Below are 19954 nucleotides of genomic sequence, written 5' to 3'. Positions count from 1 at the left end.
AACCGCCTGGGGTCTGATGAATGGCTGGACTAGAAAAAATCACTTAGCACACAGCGGTGAAATAGTCCCGCACCAAATTAGATCACTATGATGCGGGCTAACCGCAGTCCGGTTCAAGATATTTTGGACTTGCTGGAGGCGTATAGCTAATTATTTGCCAATCCGGGGAGGTTCCCGAAAGGCGATCGCAAAAAATAGTACGCCTATGGCTAAAGCCAGAATCAAAATGTAAGCAACGCTTTCCATGTTAAATTTTCCCTATCTTCCCTTGCCGTATTATCTTATCTTAATTGTTGGTTTTATTATTAACTAAAAAAACCCGGTTTCTTGAAGAAACCGGGTTTTTTTACACCGGGGATGTTTCCCGGCTAGCCAGAGGCTGGCAAAATTTAGAGAGGTTCTTCTCTTCTGGTGGTCACGTCGCCCAGTTTTTGGAACAGGCCCCACTCGACTTGTTCTTCCAAGTCAGCCTCAACTCCAGCAAACACGTCGCGGAAAATAGTCCGAGAACCGTGCCAGATATGGCCGAAGAAGAACAGCAAAGCAAAGCAAACGTGTCCGAAAGTGAACCAACCGCGAGTCGAAGTGCGGAACACCCCGTCAGAGTTCAAGGTTTCGCGATCGAACTCAAATACTTCACCCTTTTGAGCAGCGCGAGCAAACTTCTTAACATCTAGAGGATTATTAAAGGTTTGACCGTTAAGTTCGCCGCCGTAGAAGCTGACGGTAACTCCGCTTTGTTCAAAGCTGTATTTTGATTCAGCACGGCGGAAGGGGATGTCAGCGCGAACGACCCCATCTTTGTCCGTCAAAATTACTGGGAAAGTTTCAAAGAAGTTGGGGAGGCGGCGAACCGACAATACCCGACCTTCGCTGTCAGTAAATACTGGATGGCCCAGCCAGCTTTTCGCAATACCGTCGCCATTGACCATCGCGCCGGCCCGGAACAAACCGCCTTTAGCAGGAGAGTTGCCCACGTAGTCGTAGAAAGCCAATTTTTCAGGAATTTGTTCGTAAGCTTCTTGGAAGCCTTGACCACCGGCCAAGCTAGCTTGAGCTCTGCGATCGATTTCTTGTTGGAAATAGCCGCTGTCCCACTGATAGCGAGTCGGGCCAAAAAGTTCGATCGGAGTAGCAGCAGAACCGTACCACATCGTACCCGCAACCACAAAGGCTGCGAAGAAAACGGCAGCGATACTGCTAGAAAGTACAGTTTCGATATTTCCCATCCGCAGGGCTTTGTAAAGACGTTCCGGCGGCCGCACTGTCAAGTGGAACAAACCGGCAATTACGCCGACTACGCCCGCTGCAATGTGGTGAGCCACGATGCCACCCGGATTATACGGGTCAAAGCCTTCAGGGCCCCAAGCAGGTGCCACTGGCTGGACGTGACCGGTCAGGCCGTAGGGGTCGGAAACCCACATTCCCGGGCCAAAAAGTCCCGAAAGGTGAAATGCGCCGAAGCCAAAGCAGAGCAAGCCGGAGAGGAACAGGTGAATGCCAAACATTTTTGGCAAGTCGAGGGCTGGTTCACCGGTGCGAGGGTCTCTGAAAAGTTCTAAGTCCCAAAATACCCAGTGCCAAACCGCTGCTAAGAACAGCAGGCCCGAAAGGATGATGTGAGCGACAGCGACGCCTTCAAAGGACCAGAAGCCCGGATCGACGTTACCTTCGCCAGTGATGCTCCAACCACCCCAAGAACCCGTAACTCCCAAGCGAGTCATGAAGGGCAACACGAACATCCCTTGACGCCACATTGGGTTCAGAACTGGGTCTGTGGGATCAAAAACTGCTAGTTCATAAAGGGCCATTGAGCCGGCCCAACCTGCCACGAGGGCAGTGTGCATTAAGTGTACAGAAATCAATCGGCCTGGGTCATTTAAGACGACTGTGTGTACGCGATACCAGGGTAGTCCCATTGACTGCGGTTCTCCAAGGTGTAAGTGATGATGTCTATTTTTACGGAAAAATCAGATTCTTAATCCCCAGCAGTTACCTGCAGGGTTTAAACTCTGCCTTTTGCCGACTGCCATCTACCTTCAAAGGTGGAGGCATAAAAATGAAAGTTATTTAAAGAAGTGTATCGAGTGTTAGAACCGATTGCAATATGTTGAGCATTACATTAGTTGCGGGTTGCCCATTTCGCAGCGGGCGGCGATCGTCCCGAGGCGTTCGAGGACTTGCTCGGCATCGATCAGTCTGGTGAGGGTGACGTTGCCGATATTTTTGGCGGGATCGGCAGGATCGGGACGGACTGCTGGTTGGACTTCTACCATGAGTACGGCGTCTTCTACGCGGTAGAGCCACATTTTTTCGTTGCGATCGGAAAGACAGAGGTTGAGCTGTTGGATGTCCGGCGCCCGCCTCCAGGCGGCGTGACTCCACTCGCCGCCCACGCCCCAAACGCGCCCAACTTTCCAGCCGTCGGATAAGAAGAAGTATTTCACTTGTGTACGCTTGTTGAGATTTTTTTGTCTAACATAGCGCAAAACTGCAATAGTACGGAATGATTGAACCGCGAAGGCGCGAAGGGTGCGAAGGAAGAGTAGAGAAGATGTAGGTAATCTGCAAGCTGTTGGGTAAATCTACAGCATTGTCAGATAAGTTTCGGTCTGGTCGATCGGTAAAACTTCCAATCTTAGATTTTTCAAGTCGAGTGGAATTCCTAGTATTTCGAGAAGGAATACTCCTCACAGCGCCTCGCTTGGGTCAGAAAGTTCTAAACATTCAAATGTATATTGTGGTACTAACTAAGGTTGTGGTAATTTTCCTGTTTTGGTCGCTGGCTGTCGATCGCATAATCTTAATCTCAATTAATATGCCCCAATTATGAGCGTTCGATATTTGACCAAACCTTTTACTATACTATATAATGGTATTAAATGACAGGTGCCCCGAACTGCACGGGGAGGTATGGTACGGTTGAGATACCGTGCGCCTGTCAGAGACAAGGTGCCCCGAACTGCACGGGGAGGTATGGTACGGTTGAGATACCGTGCGCCTGTCAACCTGAAACATGATTTTAATGATCATACCATCACTGCCAAAATAACGCCCCGCCAAGGCGTAGAGAGTTATTTTAAGCCCCTCTTAAAAGAGGGTTAAGCTCTCAATAAGGGCGAAATCCACGACTATTTATAGTCGTGGATTCGCATTTAAACTTACCCTTCATTTTAGCGGTCTTCAAAGTGGATTTTATGCTGGAGAATAGGAATTTTCAACAACTGCATTTTCGGCTCAAGTAGATGGAAGGCTTCCTCCAATTCAGTATGACCACTGGCTGTCCCTGCTTCCTTTGAATAACGATCTATCAAGTACACCACATAATCTGCTAGCTGCAAACCAGTGTAAAATTCTGAGAAGCCAAACAAAGGTAGTTCCACAAAGTTAGAATATTTTTTTTGTGACTTCCAATCTCGATACACTCTGATCAATCTCCCATCCTGAATACTGGTATGCTGAGTTGAGCGCGAATCCATAAGTAATATTCCAGTTTCGCTAGATTGCTTTAGATAAGCATCTAGCTGCTCTAATAATTGATTGAAAGTTAAGCGATACAAACCAGTTTCATCTTTAATATATTCGCTGGTTTCGCGCAATCTTTTTTTGTTGGCTTGAACAGCGAATATATTGCTAGGTAACTGACTGATAGTTTCTGAAACTTTCTTGAACGCTTGAAGACGGAATTCCCTTGGAAAATTCTTAAATGAACCCACACCTTGCCAAATATCCCGCCCCTTAAGTTCCCAGTCTTCAGGTTCCTTCCCACTAAATAGCTCCTTTTTAAGTGCTGAAAATTCTCTATCCATTTGTGACCAGTGCTGGACATGGATAGCAAAGCTAGCTAAAAAAAAGAAATTTGTCTCCATATCTTTCCAGCCAGTGCCACCCTCATCAACGTAAAATAAAATGGTCATCTCGCCTTATGGTAACTTTTTGACATAAACGCTACATTATAAGTGTTTTTTAGCTTTTAACTTATACTAGAATAAAGACAAGACTAGAACCCCATCTCTCACCGGCGCTTATATTGATTGCCAACATCCAGGATACAAGCCCCCAGATTAATCCGTAGAGTCACCTCTTCAATTTAAAATCTAAAATCTAAAATCTAAAATCGAATGACCGCACAAACTCCAGTACAATTCCAAGACAGTTTCGACATCATCGTAGTTGGTGGCGGACACTCCGGCTGTGAAGCCGCCCTCGCCACTTCTCGCCTCGGCTGTCGCACCCTTCTCCTCACCCTCAACCTCGACAAAATTGCGTGGCAACCTTGCAATCCTGCTGTCGGTGGCCCGGCTAAAACCCAACTCACTAACGAAGTTGATGCGTTAGGCGGGGAAATTGGCAAAATGGCCGATCGCACTTACTTACAAAAACGCATCCTCAACTCTTCCAGAGGCCCCGCAGTGTGGGCCCTGCGAGCACAAACTGACAAGCGGGAATACGCCGCTGTAATGAATAATATTGTCGAAAACCAAGACAATTTGACCATCCGGGAAGCGATGGTGACAGACTTAGTTCTGGGCAAAAACGAAGAAGTAATCGGAGTAGAAACATACTTCGGCGTCGCTTTTGAATGCAAAGCAGTAATTCTGACCACAGGCACTTTTTTAGGTGGCACGATTTGGGTAGGGAACAAGTCAATGCCCGCCGGACGTGCCGGAGAATTTGCCGCCGTTGGTTTGACGGAAACTCTCAATCGTTTGGGCTTTGAAACTGGAAGGTTAAAAACAGGAACTCCGGCAAGAGTTGACAAACGTACTCTCGATTACACCAACCTGGAACCGCAGCCGGGAGATGCAGAGGTTCGCTGGTTTAGTTTCGATCCAGAAGTTTGGATCGAACGGGAACAAATGCCTTGTTATTTGACTCGAACTACACCAGCTACTCATCAGTTAATTAGAGACAATTTGCACCTTTCTCCAGTCTACGGTGGCTGGGTTGATGCGAAGGGGCCGCGCTATTGTCCGAGTATTGAAGATAAGATTGTGCGGTTTGCGGATAAGGAAAGTCACCAGATTTTTATTGAACCGGAAGGTAGAGATATTCCTGAACTTTATATCCAAGGTTTTTCGACTGGTTTACCGGAAAATTTGCAATTGCAAATGCTGCGGACTCTTCCGGGTTTGGAAAAGTGCGAGATGATGCGCCCTGCTTATGCTGTGGAGTATGATTATTTGCCGGCAACTCAGTGCTTTCCCACGCTGATGACTAAGAAGATTGAAGGGCTGTTTTGCGCGGGTCAGGTGAACGGTACAACTGGATATGAGGAGGCGGCTGCACAGGGGATTGTGGCGGGGATTAATGCGGCCAGGTTTGCGAAAAATCAGGAGATGATTGTGTTTCCTCGCGAGCAAAGTTATCTCGGGACTCTGATAGATGATTTGTGTACGAAGGATTTGCGGGAACCTTACCGGATGTTGACTTCGCGATCGGAATATCGGCTATTATTGCGATCGGACAATGCTGACCAACGCTTGACGCCGCTGGGACGGGAAATTGGTTTGATTGACGATCGCCGCTGGGAGTTATTTGAGCGGAAAAAAGCTAATATTGTGGCAGAGAAGGAACGCTTGTACTCGACGCGGGTGAAAGAGCACGAGGAAGTTGGTAAGGCAATTTTTGCGGGCACTCAACAAGCGATTAAAGGTTCAATTACTCTTGCTGATTTGTTGCGTCGTCCTGGTTTTCATTATGTGGATTTGGAACGCTACAATTTAGGCAATTCTAGTCTGAAGTTGGCTGAGAAAGAGGGTGCGGAAATTGACATTAAATATTCTGGCTATCTGCAAAAACAGCAAAATCAAATTGATGAAATTGTCAGACATGAACGCCGACAATTGCCTGCGGATTTGGATTACATGGCAATTACAACTCTCTCGAAAGAGTCGAGGGAAAAGTTGGCTAAGGTGAAACCGCTGACGATTGGCCAAGCGGCGAGAATTGGCGGGGTGAATCCGGCTGATGTTAATGCTTTGTTGATTTTTCTGGAAGTGCGAAACCGTCAGCAGCCAGCGGGTGTAGGTAAATAATTTAAACTAGAGGTATCTCCAGGCTTCCTTCAATTTTATGCAATATAGCAATCCTTGCAGGAGTCGTAAACTTTTTACCCCACCCCAACCCTCCCCTTATCAAGGGGAGGGAGTAAGAAATTCACAAATGATGCGATGATTCCTATAGCAGTATGTAAAAGTGTGGCTATTGTGGCACCACTTTTTTGTTTGGCGGCTTTCATATTGATGGATATAGATTCTGGGCTTTGCTGAGTCACGGTATGAATCAACTTTTCGCTTGATGTTACAAAACTCACCCGACTGGGCTTATAAAAATTCCGAAATCTTGAATTTATACCTGTCTTCAGCAACGCCATAAAAAAGGAAAACTGGCAGAATGTCAACTCTAATTGATGAAGTTCTGCCAGTATATTGTAGATATTGATCAATCCTCGAACCAAGTCTGAATTTCGCAAACATCCTGCATAAGAATTAGCGTTCATCGGTGGTTCAAACATCCCCGAAATTCCCACCAGTGTTGCCCCCATCAAAGGCTTAAAAGAACAGCCAGATGCCTTGCTGTACGCTTATATACGCGGTCACTGGTGGTACTGGGAATCCAGCGGAATTTGGTATTGGGCGATCGCACAATCGGCTACATAGTCATTCCCCAAGTTCGATAAGGAGAGTGGGAGTGGGAGAGTGGGAGAGTGGGAGAGTGGGAGAGGGGGAGAATTGGGAAACACAGTTAAATTCATCCGTGTATCCGTGTCCGAATCCGTGTCGTGCCTTCCTTCTTCCCTCTTCCTTCTTCCTTCTTCCTTCCTTTAATGTGCCCAGAGAATCACACCAGCTTCATAAGGACTGCTGAGATTATTGTGCTTCGGCAAAACGCGCAACGACAAACCTTGCAAACCGCTAGAAGTATAAGTAATGTCAGCCGTATAAAGGCTAGCATTGTGAGAATCTTCTCCCAAATACTCCATCACCACCGGCACGCCACCAATGATATCGCCGTTAGCATCAACCGAGCCTTGATAAAGTTCAACTTGTACGTCTGCAGGCGTCAATCCCATCAGATTAATCCGAGATTTAACAGATATCGACTGATTGACCTTAACTTCTTTATCCTGCGAAATATCAACAGCCTCAATCTTAATATCGTGCCATTTCGCGAGAACGTGCTTCTTCCAGTGAGACAACTCCTTGGCCGGAGCGCAATTATCCGAAGTCATGGTGTGGTAGCGATCGCTCACCGGGAAATAGGCCCGCCGCGCGTAATCTTTCACCATCCGAGCAGTATTGAACAAAGGACAATTCAAGCGAATAGAATCCTTCATTTTCTCCGTCCAACCGCGGGGAATGCCATCAGCATCCCGGTTGTAAAACAGCGGTACAACTTCTTTTTCCATTAAGTCGTACAAAGCATTAGCCTCGACCTCATCCTGATACTTAGTATCTTCGTAAAATTCCCCATGTCCGATCGGCCAACCGGTACGAACATAATCAGCCTCATCCCACCATCCGTCAAGAATGCTCAGATTCGGCAAACCATTCATCGAAGCTTTCATCCCGGAAGTACCCGAAGCCTCACGCGGGCGGCGTGGCGTATTCAGCCACACATCGCAGCCAGACACCATCATCCGAGCAACGTTAATGTCGTAGTTCGGTAAAAACACCATCGAGCTCATCGTCTCGTGCTCGCGGATGAAGTGAACGATATCCCGAATCAATTCCTTACCCGGAATATCCATCGGGTGAGCCTTCCCAGCAATCACAAACTGCACCGGGCGATTTTGATCCCGCATGATCCGCATGATTCGATCGACATCGCGCAAAAACAGCGTCGCCCGCTTGTAAGTAGCAAAGCGGCGGGCAAACCCGATCGTCAGCACCTTGGGATTGAGAGCTTCCCGCGCGTGTTCGATTTCCGTTTGGGCCGCACCGCGCTCGCGCAAAGTCTTTTGCAGCCACTCCCGCGCGAACACCACCAACTCCGATCGACAGCGTTCGTGATTGCGCCATAGTTCCTCATCAGGAATCGACGAAAGCCTGTCCCAGAGACGATCGTCCTTACCGGTCATTTCCCAGTCCGGGCCAAGGTATCGATCGTACAACTCCTGAGTAGACTTCGCCACACAACTGCGAGCGTGAACCCCGTTGGTAATCGAAGTAATCGGTACTTCTTCCTGCGGCAAACCCGGCCACAAACCCTGAAACATCGGGCGCGACACCACACCGTGCAAAGCCGCCACCCCGTTGACAAAACTCGACATTTTAATAGCCAAAATTGCCATATTCAGAGGTGCGGACAAATCGCCAGTATTCTCCCGGCCCAATCCCAAAAACTCATCTTGCGACAAGCCAAATATCTTGGGATAGTGACTCAGATAGTGCATCACCATATCCGGCTCGAACAAGTCAAACCCAGCAGGCACAGGCGTGTGAGTCGTAAACATACTGCTCGAAACCACCACCTGTTCCGCTTCTACGAAACTCAGGTGATATTCCTCCATCAGCATCCGAATGCGTTCCAAAGCCATGAAAGCCGCGTGGCCTTCATTCATGTGATAAGCCGTAACTGTCAGCCCCAATGCCTTGAGCATTTTCACGCCGCCGATGCCCAGCATGATTTCTTGGTGCATCCGCAGAGTTTTATCACCGCCATACAGTTGGTCGGTAATATCTTGGTCGTAGCGACTATTAGGTTCAATATTTGTATCCATTAGGTACAAAGGAACCGTTCCCACTTGTACCCGCCAAATCCGGGCATACACCTTGCGGCCGGGATAGTCTACCTCAATCCGCAATTCCGAACCGTCGGGATTGCGTTCTGGGTGCAGCGGCATATTGTAGAAATCGTTGAGCGGATAGCGTTCTTGTTGCCAGCCGTCGGCGTTGAGATACTGCGAAAAATAACCTTCTTGGTAGAGTAGGCCGACACCGACTAAGGGCAAGCCCAAATCACTAGCTGATTTGAGGTGGTCGCCTGCGAGCACGCCCAAACCGCCTGAATAGATGGGTAGGGCTTTAACTAAGCCGAATTCCATCGAAAAGTAAGCGTAGCATTCCTGCTGCTCGGTGCCGCGCTGTTTGCGGTACCAGGCGCGATTTTTGAGATAATCGTCTAACTGCTGGGCTGCTCGGTTCATTTGGGCAATGAAGCCTTCGTCTTCTGCCATTTCTTGCAGCCGCTCTTGAGATATGGTTCCGAGCATCAGCACCGGGTTTTGGTTGCTGGAGTCCCACAGGTCTCGATCGAGGCGGCGGAATAGGTCTTTGGTATCGACGTTCCAGTCCCAGTGCAAGTTGTAGGCAAGCTTGCGTAGGGGTTCGAGAATTGTCGGTAGCGACGGGGAAACGTTAAATGTACGAATTGGCTGCATAGACAAAGCCTTTATGTTGGGGTAGCGATATTTTCCTCTGTCTTTAGGTACAAGTCCGTTATTCTGCACACTATTTTAAGTTTTAACCAGTTCATGCACGATGCCATCAAGCAGACGAAACGGAAGCGCAGGTCGTTCGATGTGAGCGAACTAGCCGTTTTCGGCTGCGATAACTGTCGCAAGAAGGCCTCGCCACCAGACCATCACGACTGGACGGCGATCTGTCTTGAGTGCGGCAACGAGTTTTCCTACAGTGGCTGCTCGTGCGACGGCTGTTGCGGCGGGACCTATGCGGGTTTCGGCGGTGGTCGCACGACTTTTTACGTGTAACGTTCGCAGGACTTGCACGCAGCGTTACAACCTCACGCAGTCGTAAGTCGCGACCCAATTAAGCAATTTGCACTTGTCGCAAATGAGAATTTACCAAAAGTTTGCTAGCCTCACCAGCCGAGAGGGCAGGGCTGAAATAGTGGCCCTGAATTTCTTGACAGTGGAGTTCGCGCAAACACTCCAACTGCTCTTTAGTTTCTACTCCTTCGGCTACCACGCTCAAGTTCAAATCTCGCCCCAGGGTCGCTACAGCCTTGGCGATCGCCCGTTCGCAGGGATCAGTAGTCAATCCGCTGACAAAGGATTTATCTATTTTTAGGATATTCAAGGGAAACTTTTTGAGATAATTTAGAGAACAATAACCCGTGCCGAAATCGTCCAGCGCAATTTGCACTCCCATATTCTGCAACTCCCTGAGAACTTTTGTGGTATAATCCACATCTTGCATAGCTGTCGTCTCGGTAATTTCTAACTCTAAATACTTGGGTGCTAAACCGCTTTTTTCCAAGCATTTCGCTACCATTTCTAATAAATTAAATTGCTGGAACTGCCGAGCCGAAACGTTGACTGCTACCCGCAAATCTGGCTGCAAAGCATCCTGCCAAGCTTTATTTTGAGTGCAGGCTGTTTGCAGCACCCATTCCCCAATAGGTACAATGAGTCCGTTCTCTTCGGCGATCGGAATAAATGTAGCGGGAGTAACTAAACCTAATTGTGGATGTTGCCAGCGTAGCAGAGCTTCCATGCCCTGAATTTGCCAAGTAGTGATGTTGACTTTGGGCTGGTAAAAAACCTCAAATTCTCCCTGTTCTAAAGCTTCGTGCAGTCTGTGTTCTATAGTTAGTAAATGGCTGCCATGGGGATTAAGTGTTGAAGTATATAACTGATAGTTATTTCTTCCCATTTCTTTAGCGTAGTACAAGGCAGCATCGGCATTTTTGACTAATGTTTCGGCATCTTCACCATCATCGGGATAAAGGGCAATGCCGATGCTGCTGCTGACATGAAACGGTTGTCCTTCTAGTTTAAATGCTGGCTTTAAATTGTTGAGTATTCTTTGAGCTGTTTTAACTGCATCTTCTAAGCAATTGATGTCGGGAAGCAGTATGGTAAATTCGTCGCCTCCCCAGCGGGCAACCGTGTCACTCGATCGCAAAGTGTCACTAATGCGTCCGGCAAAACCTTCTAACAGGCGATCGCCCGCAGCGTGACCTAATGTATCATTAATCTTTTTGAACCTGTCCAAGTCTAAAAACATCACAGCAAGCATTTTTTTTGTTTGTTTAGCTTGTTTTAAGGACGCCACCAGCCGCTCGTTAAAAAGTATCCGGTTCGGTAAACCGGTGAGTTGGTCATAAACAGCTTGATAGCGAATAATTTCTTCAGCTTGCTTGCGCTGAGTGATATCCATCATCGTGCCGATCGCCCTGACTGCTTGGCCACTTTCATTGCGGATGATATAGCCGCGATCTAGCACAAAAACATATCCCCCGTCTGCACGGTGAAAGCTGTATTCTTCCGACCAACATTGAGCGTCTGAGTTCATTGTTTGGTTGAAGCTTAACATCACTCTTTCCCGTTCTTCGGGATGAATATTTAGCCACCATGATTCTAACTCTATAGTCTGAGTTTCGTTGAGTTTGTATCCAAAAACTTTTTCAAATTCTGCGCTCAACCAATACTCATTTTTTAACAAATCAAAATCCCATACGGCGTCATTTGTCGCCCGCGTCAGCAGGTGAAAACGTTCTTCACTTTTGCGGAGTTTTTCTTCGGATTGCACCCGTTCCGTTACATCCCGAAAGCTAAATACTCGACCAGTAATTTTGCCTCCCGTGCGCTGGGGCAACGAGTAGCGCTCGAAGATTCTGCCATCTGTCAACTCGATGAGATCGTAACTTTCTGCTGCAGGACGATCGGACAATTCTTTAGCACGGTTGAGAAATATTTCCGGGTATTTTAACTGGTTGATTTCAAAACCCAAAATTTGGTTATTATCTCTCGAATCCACCAGCAAATCTGGCAAATGCCACATTTCGGCAAATTTACGGTTAAAGCTAACAACTTTTCCTTCACTGTCAACCGCCAGAATACCGTCAGCCGTAGATTCAATGGTTGCTTGAAGCAACGAAAGAGATGTTTCTAGTTCTAACTCTGCTAATTTGCGATCGCTGATGTCAAATGCTGTGATTAATATTGAGGCTTTTTTTTCAAATTTTATAATATCTACAGTTGCTTCAATCCAGCGCATTTCTCCAGTTTTCGTGACTATTACTAATTCATATTTAGAGCCTGCAGTTGAGCGCGCATGGCTGGATTTACCCCATTTTTTAACTATTTCTATAAAATCTAGATGAATTAAGTCGTATAAATCCAATGCTAGTAATTCTTCGCGAGTATATCCTGTCAGAGCTTCTGTCTGAGCATTGACATAGCGGAACTGTCTGCGGTGATAGATAAATGCAACAGCATTCACAGTTTCTATCAGTTGGCGAAACTTTTTTTCACTGCGCCGCAAATTTCTTTCAGCCCGCTTGCTATCAGTAATATCTTGTGCTATGTATAACTTGCCGCTGACCTTGCCTTGACTGTCGCGAATAATTGAAATAGAAAGCAGTATAATTATTTTTTTTTGCTGTTTAGAAAGGTAGACTTTTTCCACGTTGTGGACAGAACCTTCGGCTGTTAAACTTCCTAAATCTAACTCCGGGGCTGGTGATTCACTTTTCTTAAAAAGTCCGGCTATTGGTTTGCCTAACAACTCTTTTTTAGAGTATCCCAAAAGTTGACAGGTAGCTTGGTTTAACGACAGGATATGACCGCCGGGGGTAGTCGCAATTATCGAGACGTTCATTTCCTCGCAAATATCCAGGGCATATTCGGCAGTTTGCTGCAAATCTTGGGTCATTTGGGCAATAGTATGCCAGATATCCTGTTCTTTTTTTGGATACAACACTTTTTCTCCTTTTGGTAGCTTGTCATTCTCTGTTTCAGACTTCGGCTTGATTAACCTGATCGTCTTGGATAAGCTATTTACTGTTTTACACCTGATTAATAATGATGAGATTACTACACAAATAAAAATCAGGTAATAAGCGATTGTTTTTAATCTAAAAGTAGCTTCTTTTCTAGGAGTTTCCTGAGATTCTATATAATTGTAATTCGGTAATTTTACTGACTCAATTTGGGATAACTTATCCAAAAATAATGGGGCGCTTGCAGAAGTAAGGGGGCGAGCTGCCGATCGCAAATAGCTATGTTTCTGAGACCGAACCAAAATCCCTGCTACAGGGCGACTGCCAGGTTCATCTCCTAGACTTGTCGGTAATATTTTTGGATTTATGTCACATTCCACACCAAAAACAGCAACCGCGAAATATCCCAACATTAATTGAAAAATTCTTCTCATTGGCTCTATTTCCTAATTTTAAATATCTTTTTAGCAATCATAAATCTCAAAAAGTTTAGCAGAACTTTCTGTACAATAGGAAAACGCAGCCACCCTGAATTTATGTGGATTTGTAAATTAAATTTTACCAAGCTAATAACTTAGCTTTATAACTAATTACAATTTTAATCTTAATTTAAAATGTGTCATCAGCCATTGTGCCACAAATTATCCGCCATTCTGCCTAGACACCGGGTGGAAGCGCGCTAAGATTAGATAATTCCCGCAAGGAGGCGACCGGGATTTGTTATAAAAATAAACAATTAGCTTAAAATCGATGCAGAGGTCCACTAATTGAACCCATGAGTCAGACCATCCCAGAACTCCAAAAAGAAGTCCGCACGCTGCAAGCAGAAGTTACCGCCCTGCAAGAGTGGCGGGAAAAACTTGGCGTACAGCGCTCTGAGTGCCGAGTGGCAGTCAGTTTTCCCAAAAATAATACTCCTGAAGCCATTGCCGAGTTCCACCAGCAAACTGCTGCTTTTGGGGAGCAGTGGTTGCAGCAAATCCAGGAAATTGACCGAGAGACTAAAAATATTGAAAAGCAACTGCAACAAAAACAGGCTTTACTCAATTACAAGCAAGGTGAACTAGAAAAATTGCTGGCAGGAGAACACTGGCAAGAAGTAGAAAACACTGTTCAAACCGGGGAAAAGCGCTTGCAAGCACAAGCTCGCAGAATCAATCAAGTCGCAGCGCAGCTAGAGGTAGAAATTCAAGCTTTGAAAGCACTGTACGATCAACTAAATCCGAGTTATTCCGAGTGGTTTCAACAACCAACTCAAATAGTCAAATTTTCGGCAACAACTATTCCTTATGCTGTTCCAAGCAGCAGCGGTTTGATATTAGAAAATAAGGAGATTGAATGGGAAAAAAATAGTTTTAATTTGTAAATTTTAAAGGTAAATTAGTGATTGGAATGTCGCCGCCGAACCATCTAATAAGCAAGACGGATTCGACGGCAACATTGCAAGGCTTTTTCCTGCTTTTCTAGATAAAAAATACAAAACTGCCTCTGGCGCAGCTAAGTTTAAGATTTTTTAGTTTCTTTTTTTGAAACAGGTTTATTTTCAACTCTGGTGTCAATCTAAAATCTAAAATATAACTGTTCTGGACGCATCAACCGGGTTTTACGAAAAGACTTTGTTGCAGCCCTCGCTTCCGCTAAAACACCCGGTTGATGAAAGCGAGGAGTGCGTAAGCTCGGTCTAAAATCTCAAATAGACTTACTAATGAAACAATTGATTTGGATAGCGCTATTTATTCTGGTTGCGGTGACGGCTGTGGGTTGGCGTTCTGACTCGTTGCAGCGGTTTTCGGGTGTACCCGAATTAGGGATCGATCGCAATATCCACACTTCCCAAAACCCGTCTCCTTTACCGCTTCCTGCTGAAAAAAATACTTTTTTTCAGCCCCAAATTGACCCGTCTCGTTTGTGGAAACACGTCGATAGTTTAGCAGGAGAACGCGAGGAAGAACGAGATCGCTCTTTTACGAGAGATTACATTTCTAAACAACTGCAAACATTAGGATTTTCCCCAGATTTGCAGCCGTTCGATCGCGGAATTAACGTCTTCGCTGAGAGAAAAGGCACTGACTCAAACGCGGGTGCAATTTTAGTGGCAGCACACTACGATACTGTACCAAATTCCCCAGGCGCTGACGACAATGCGACGGGAGTTGCAGTAGTTTTAGAAGTAGCAAGATTACTGGGTTCTCGCCCCACGCCTCGGACATTGCAAGTAGCATTTTTCGACAGGGAAGAACTCGGACTTTTAGGCAGTTTAGCATTCACCGGTAGCGAGGCGCGGTTAAAAAATTTGCAAGGAGCGATCGTCCTAGATATGGTAGGTTATGCCTGCCGCACGCCCGGATGCCAGCAATATCCCGAAGGATTGACAGCGCAACCTTTTCTAGAAGCATCGGGGGTAACATCTCCCGACAAAGGCGAGTTTATCGCTGTGATTGGGGATACGGAACATCCGCTGCTATTGAAAAGTTTGGCGGAGTCTGGAAAAGCCGGTTTGCCGCCGGTGGTGGCGTTGCCTGTTCCCCTGAAAGGGTTGCTGACTCCCGATGTTTTACGCAGCGACCACGCGCCTTTCTGGTATAAAGGAATTGGTGCTGTGTTGGTGACGGATACTGCAAATTTGCGATCGCCCCACTATCACCAATCTAGCGATACATTAGCAACTATCGATCGACCTTTTTTCGCCGGTTCTGCTCAAATTGTTGTCAATGCCGTGGCTAAATTATTGGAATTAGGTAATTAGTAATTGGGAATTGAGCATGGGGAATTGGGAATTGGGGATGGGACATCGGGCATAGGGCATTGGGCATGATGACTGTTATTGATACTGCCAACTGCCAACTGCCAACTAATAACTAATGACTAATGACTAACAAAGAAAGCCTGCAACGGCATTTACTGCAACTAGACAATCGAGGCTACAAAGCCTACAAAGACATTCAAGGTAAGTACGAGTTTTCTGAATTCACATTAATTATTGATTACGTGCAGGGAGATCCGTTTGCTTCTCCCAGTAAATTTAGAGTCATAGTTCCGCCAAACATTGCTCAAATTCCCCGCGAACTTTTCAATTCTCGCAGTCGAGAAATAGCTTTGCGAGATTACCTAACTCGCCAGTTTGACCGAGCAGCGCACAGCATCAGCAGCAAACGTGGTACTGGCAAAAGTGGTATGATTGCAGTGACTCGGTTCGGACAAGAAGTTTTAGAGCGAACTTCGGCATTTATCATTTCCTCAAATACATACGATCTCGAAGATTTAGGAGGAGTTGAACTGCGATTTGCCGTCGGACTTCCAGCGGGCGGACGCAGTATATTAGGGCGACAAGCTGCTGAAATGCTGTGCGAAGATATTCCGCAAATTGTCAGCAATTCTCTAAAGTATGCTAACTTAAATGCTGCGGAATGTCGCCGTCACGTTGAAACTGTAGAAGATGCTGACTGGCTGCGGCAGCAGTTAGCTGAAAAAGGATTAGTTGCGTTTGTTGCTAATGGTTCTATTTTGCCCCGTCGCACTGGTGTTGACAATCGGCGTTTGTTAAATAATGCTCTGGCTTTTCAGTCGCCGCCGTCATTAAGAGTTAAGTTTAATTGTCCGAATCGCGGTTTGATTTCCGGTATGGGTATTCCCGCTGGTATTACTTTGATTGTTGGGGGTGGCTATCACGGCAAATCTACTTTACTCAGGGCAATAGAGTTGGGAGTTTACAACCGAATTCCGGGAGATGGTCGGGAATTTGTGGTGACGAGTCCGGCGGCGGTGAAAATTAGGGCGGAAGATGGCAGAAGTGTGGCGGGAGTTGATATTTCACCTTTTATTAACCACTTGCCACAAGGTAGAGATACTGCACAATTTTATACGGAAAATGCGAGCGGTAGCACGTCGCAAGCTGCTAATATTATTGAGGCTTTGGAAGTGGGGAGAAGGAAGTTCGGCAACGGATTATGTAACGGATTTAACGGATGTCAGTCCGATGGAAGTCGGAAGAAGGAAGAAGGAAGAGGGAATGAGGAACAGGAGAGAAGGAAAAAAAAACAGGATTTAGTGCCTGTTTTATTAGTTGATGAGGATACGGCGGCGACGAATTTTATGATTCGCGATCGCAGAATGCAGGAACTCATCGCTAAGGATAAGGAACCGATTACGCCGTTTATTGATAAAGTTAAACTGTTGTACGCAGATTGCGGCGTATCGACTATTTTAGTCATGGGGGGAAGCGGTGATTATTTTGATGTGGCGGATACTGTGATTGCCATGGAAAATTTTAAAGCAGATGATGTGACGGAAAAAGCTAAAGAAATTGCTATAAATTACTCGATTAGCCGTGCTGCTGAAGGAGGAAAAAATTTTGGTGAGATTACTCAAAGAGTGCCGATTCCTGCTAGTTTAGATCCGAGTATGGGACGGCGAGATGTGCGGGTGAAGGTGCGGGATGTTGATGAATTGGCTTTCGGAACTGAGGAGATGGATTTGGGTGCTATTGAGCAAATTGTGGACAGCGGACAGTTAAGGGCGATCGCTGCGGCAATGGTTTATGCTAAGCAGCAATACATGGACGGAAAACGCACTTTGTCGGAAATCATAGATTTGGTGATCGCAGATATTGACGCGCAGGGGATGGATATTTTATCGCCTTTTCCTGAAGGGGATTTTGCGATGTTTCGACGCTTTGAATTAGCTGCGGCCATTAATCGGCTTCGCAGTTTGTCGGTTGTTGCGAAAATGACTGTTGACTGTTGACTGTTGACTGTTGACTGTTGACTAATGACTAATGACTAATGACTAATGACTAATGACTAATGACTTTTTGATATGCTGACAAAAGTGAGTGCAAAAACCGCGATTGAAGTATGACAGGCAATATAGGACAACTGACTGCTTTAAGCGATCGACCTTATATAGTATTAAGCAATCAAGGGGAGATTTTACAGTTAGAGTTAAAACAGCAGCAGCACGTATTGGGGCGCGATCGCACTCGTGCTGATTTAGTCATTCCCGAACCCTGGCGCGCAGTTTCCGGCGTTCACGCTGTTTTGCGCCAAATTGGGGATAATTACTGGATTTACGACGGTGACGGGCAGCGGCCGAGCACTAATGGCTTATTTGTCGATCGCACTCGCATCACTCCCAATGACGGTTATTGTCTGAAAAACGGCACAGAAATTAAAATCGGTCTCGATCCTCAAAATCAAGTTTTGCTGACTTATTTTAATCCGCTGGCGAATCAGGTTGCTGTCCCTAGCAAGCAGTCAATTCTTCTTAAGAATCGGTCGGTTTTGTTGGGTCGCGATCCAAACGCTTCGCTGCAATTAGATGCGCCGCTTGTTTCTAGACGCCACGCCACAATTGACCAAGACAATCGCGGTAATTATATTTTGCGAGATTACAGCGTTAACGGGGTTTTTGTTAACGGTCAGCGAGTGATAAATTCTGTACAGTTGTCCGAGGGAGATGCAATTCGGATCGGCCCGTTTACTCTAACTTACCGCAGCGGTGAGTTGCAGATGCAAGACTCCGGCCATCAAATTCGTTTGGATGCTGACAGTCTGGTGATTCCGAAGCGTTTGGATAACATCACTTTGGCGATCGAACCGGGTCAGTTTGTGGCTTTAGTCGGCGGTAGCGGTGCGGGTAAATCTACTTTAATGCGGACGCTTTTAGGGATCGAAAAAACTACTAACGGCGCTGTGTTTCTCAACGGCGACAACCTGCGCCAAAACTTCAATATTTACCGCAATCAAATCGGTTACGTGCCTCAAGATGATATTGTGCACGCAGATTTGACAGTAGAAGAAGTCTTGAGTTATGCAGCTAAATTGCGCTTACCTCCTGATACAGATGTCAAGCAGGTAGTGGCAAAAACTTTAGAAGATATTGAAATGACTCACCGTCACAAGGCTTTGGTAAAACAGCTTAGCGGCGGACAGCGGAAGCGGGTCAGCATTGGAGTTGAACTGTTAGCAGACCCCAAACTTTTCTTTTTAGACGAACCGACTTCAGGACTCGATCCGGGTTTGGATAAGAAGATGATGCAACTGCTGCGAAAGTTGGCAAATCAAGGCCGGACGGTGATTCTGGTGACTCACGCGACGGCAAATATCACGATGTGCGATCGTATTGTGTTTATGGGTCGCGGCGGACGCCTTTGTTACTTCGGCCCGCCTAGGGAAGCGCTCGATTTTTTCGATGTCAAAACAAGCGATTTCGCCGACATTTACAACGAATTAGAAACAGGAGAAATCAACGTTAAAAGCTGGGCAGAAAAGTTTAGTAAATCTCAATACTATCAGCGCTATATTGTCAACCACTTCAGCACAGGCAACGCTAATGCAAAAATACCTTCTGCACCTTCTGCACCCAAATCTCAATCTTTTGTAAAACAACTCGTTTTGCTTGCCCAGCGCTATTTTCAACTCGTTTCCCGCGACTTAGTTAACTTGAGTTTAGCTCTTTTAACGGCTCCGATCGGCATTAGTTTGCTGCGGCTAGCCGTCAGAGATAAAGACCCGTTAATTGGAGTGCCGGAGGCAACTTTAGCACCTTTGGCGTTGCGAGTTTTGTTTGTATTTACCTGTGCGGCGATTTGGGTAGGGCTGGCAACTTCTCTGCAAGAAATTGTTAAAGAATCTGCTATTTATCTGCGCGAACGTTTGGTCAATTTAGGATTGTTTGCTTATTTAGGTTCAAAAATTTTTATACTTTCTGGTTTGGCCGTATTGCAAACACTGTTAATGGTAGGAGTTATTCTGATTGCTTTTAAATCCCCCGAACCGAGTTTTATTTCCTGGCCTGTGGGAGCAAGTATTACCACCTTCCTAACTTTAATGAGCTGCATAAGCCTTGGATTAGTCGTTTCCGCGATTGTTAAGAATAGCTCTCAAGCTAACAGCGCTTTGCCTCTATTATTGCTGCCTCAGATTATTTTTTCGGGAGTTTTGTTTAAGATGGAAGGTGCGGCGAGCAAGTTTTCTTGGCTGATGTTAAGCCGCTGGTCTGTGGGTGCTTACGGCTCTTTAGTTAATGTGAATGGGATGGTTCCCGCGCCTACTACATTACCGGATGGGAGTACGCTTCCTCAGCCGTTTGAGCCTACTCCTGTTTACGATCCAACGTGGGAAAATTTGGGTTTAAATTGGGGTATTTTGTGCGTGCATATTTTCGTTTATTTGATGTTGACTCTGTGGTTGCAGAAGCGCAAGGATATTTTATAATTAAAATTACGCCTTTTTAACTCACAGTTCCTTATCAAATCAGATCATTG

At 46.1% G+C, this 19954-nt stretch carries 12 protein-coding genes; 5 read left to right on the top strand and 7 right to left on the bottom strand.

Translation table 11 applies throughout. The annotated features are described in order from the left end of the window. Nucleotides 1–150: 150 nt before the first annotated feature. From QUA03_RS07070 to QUA03_RS07055, 4 genes are all read right to left on the bottom strand, one after another. Entirely contained in the window at nucleotides 151–246 is a 96-nt protein-coding gene (locus tag QUA03_RS07070; protein ID WP_006635641.1) for a photosystem II reaction center protein T, read from the bottom strand. A gap of 143 nt (nucleotides 247–389) precedes the next feature. Then, entirely contained in the window at nucleotides 390–1919 is a 1530-nt protein-coding gene (psbB, locus tag QUA03_RS07065) for a photosystem II chlorophyll-binding protein CP47 (RefSeq protein WP_333210814.1), read from the bottom strand. A 198-nt stretch (nucleotides 1920–2117) separates the two neighbouring features. After that, entirely contained in the window at nucleotides 2118–2447 is a 330-nt protein-coding gene (locus QUA03_RS07060) for a hypothetical protein (protein WP_039887994.1), read from the bottom strand. Between the two features lie 726 nt (nucleotides 2448–3173). Continuing rightward, entirely contained in the window at nucleotides 3174–3917 is a 744-nt protein-coding gene (locus tag QUA03_RS07055; RefSeq protein WP_333210812.1) for a DUF3800 domain-containing protein, read from the bottom strand. A 204-nt stretch (nucleotides 3918–4121) separates the two neighbouring features. Here QUA03_RS07055 and mnmG point away from each other — a divergent pair, with 204 nt between their 5' ends. Then, nucleotides 4122–6038 carry a tRNA uridine-5-carboxymethylaminomethyl(34) synthesis enzyme MnmG gene (mnmG, locus tag QUA03_RS07050; protein ID WP_333210811.1) on the top strand — a complete coding sequence of 639 codons (1917 nt, stop codon included), beginning with the start codon at nucleotides 4122–4124 and terminating at the stop codon, nucleotides 6036–6038. Nucleotides 6039–6112: 74 nt separating this feature from the next. On the opposite strand, the gene QUA03_RS07045 is transcribed toward mnmG, so the two are convergent. The 3 genes from QUA03_RS07045 to QUA03_RS07035 form a co-directional block, all read right to left on the bottom strand. Continuing rightward, nucleotides 6113–6517, bottom strand: coding sequence for a hypothetical protein (locus QUA03_RS07045; protein ID WP_333210809.1), 405 nt, complete (start codon nucleotides 6515–6517; stop codon nucleotides 6113–6115). A 309-nt stretch (nucleotides 6518–6826) separates the two neighbouring features. Beyond that, on the bottom strand, nucleotides 6827–9385 hold the full coding sequence (glgP, locus tag QUA03_RS07040) for an alpha-glucan family phosphorylase (protein WP_333210807.1): 2559 nt from the start codon (nucleotides 9383–9385) through the stop codon (nucleotides 6827–6829). A gap of 388 nt (nucleotides 9386–9773) precedes the next feature. Next, nucleotides 9774–12671, bottom strand: coding sequence for an EAL domain-containing protein (locus QUA03_RS07035; RefSeq protein ID WP_333210805.1), 2898 nt, complete (start codon nucleotides 12669–12671; stop codon nucleotides 9774–9776). Between the two features lie 794 nt (nucleotides 12672–13465). On the opposite strand from QUA03_RS07035, the gene QUA03_RS07030 reads away from it, so the two are divergent. From QUA03_RS07030 to QUA03_RS07015, 4 genes are all read left to right on the top strand, one after another. After that, nucleotides 13466–14056 carry a hypothetical protein gene (locus QUA03_RS07030; protein WP_333210803.1) on the top strand — a complete coding sequence of 197 codons (591 nt, stop codon included), beginning with the start codon at nucleotides 13466–13468 and terminating at the stop codon, nucleotides 14054–14056. Nucleotides 14057–14395: 339 nt separating this feature from the next. Then, nucleotides 14396–15436, top strand: coding sequence for a M28 family peptidase (locus tag QUA03_RS07025; RefSeq protein WP_333210801.1), 1041 nt, complete (start codon nucleotides 14396–14398; stop codon nucleotides 15434–15436). A 122-nt stretch (nucleotides 15437–15558) separates the two neighbouring features. Then, on the top strand, nucleotides 15559–17433 hold the full coding sequence (locus QUA03_RS07020; RefSeq protein WP_333210800.1) for an ABC-ATPase domain-containing protein: 1875 nt from the start codon (nucleotides 15559–15561) through the stop codon (nucleotides 17431–17433). A gap of 110 nt (nucleotides 17434–17543) precedes the next feature. Beyond that, nucleotides 17544–19904, top strand: a complete 2361-nt coding sequence (locus QUA03_RS07015; protein ID WP_333210798.1) for an FHA domain-containing protein — start codon at nucleotides 17544–17546, stop codon at nucleotides 19902–19904. Nucleotides 19905–19954: the final 50 nt, after the last annotated feature.

Origin of the sequence: Microcoleus sp. S36b_A4, assembly GCF_036700645.1 — a bacterium.
Lineage (GTDB): Bacteria > Cyanobacteriota > Cyanobacteriia > Cyanobacteriales > Microcoleaceae > Microcoleus.
Note: the sequence above shows the minus strand (reverse complement) of the source record. Positions and strands in the feature narration are given on the sequence as shown.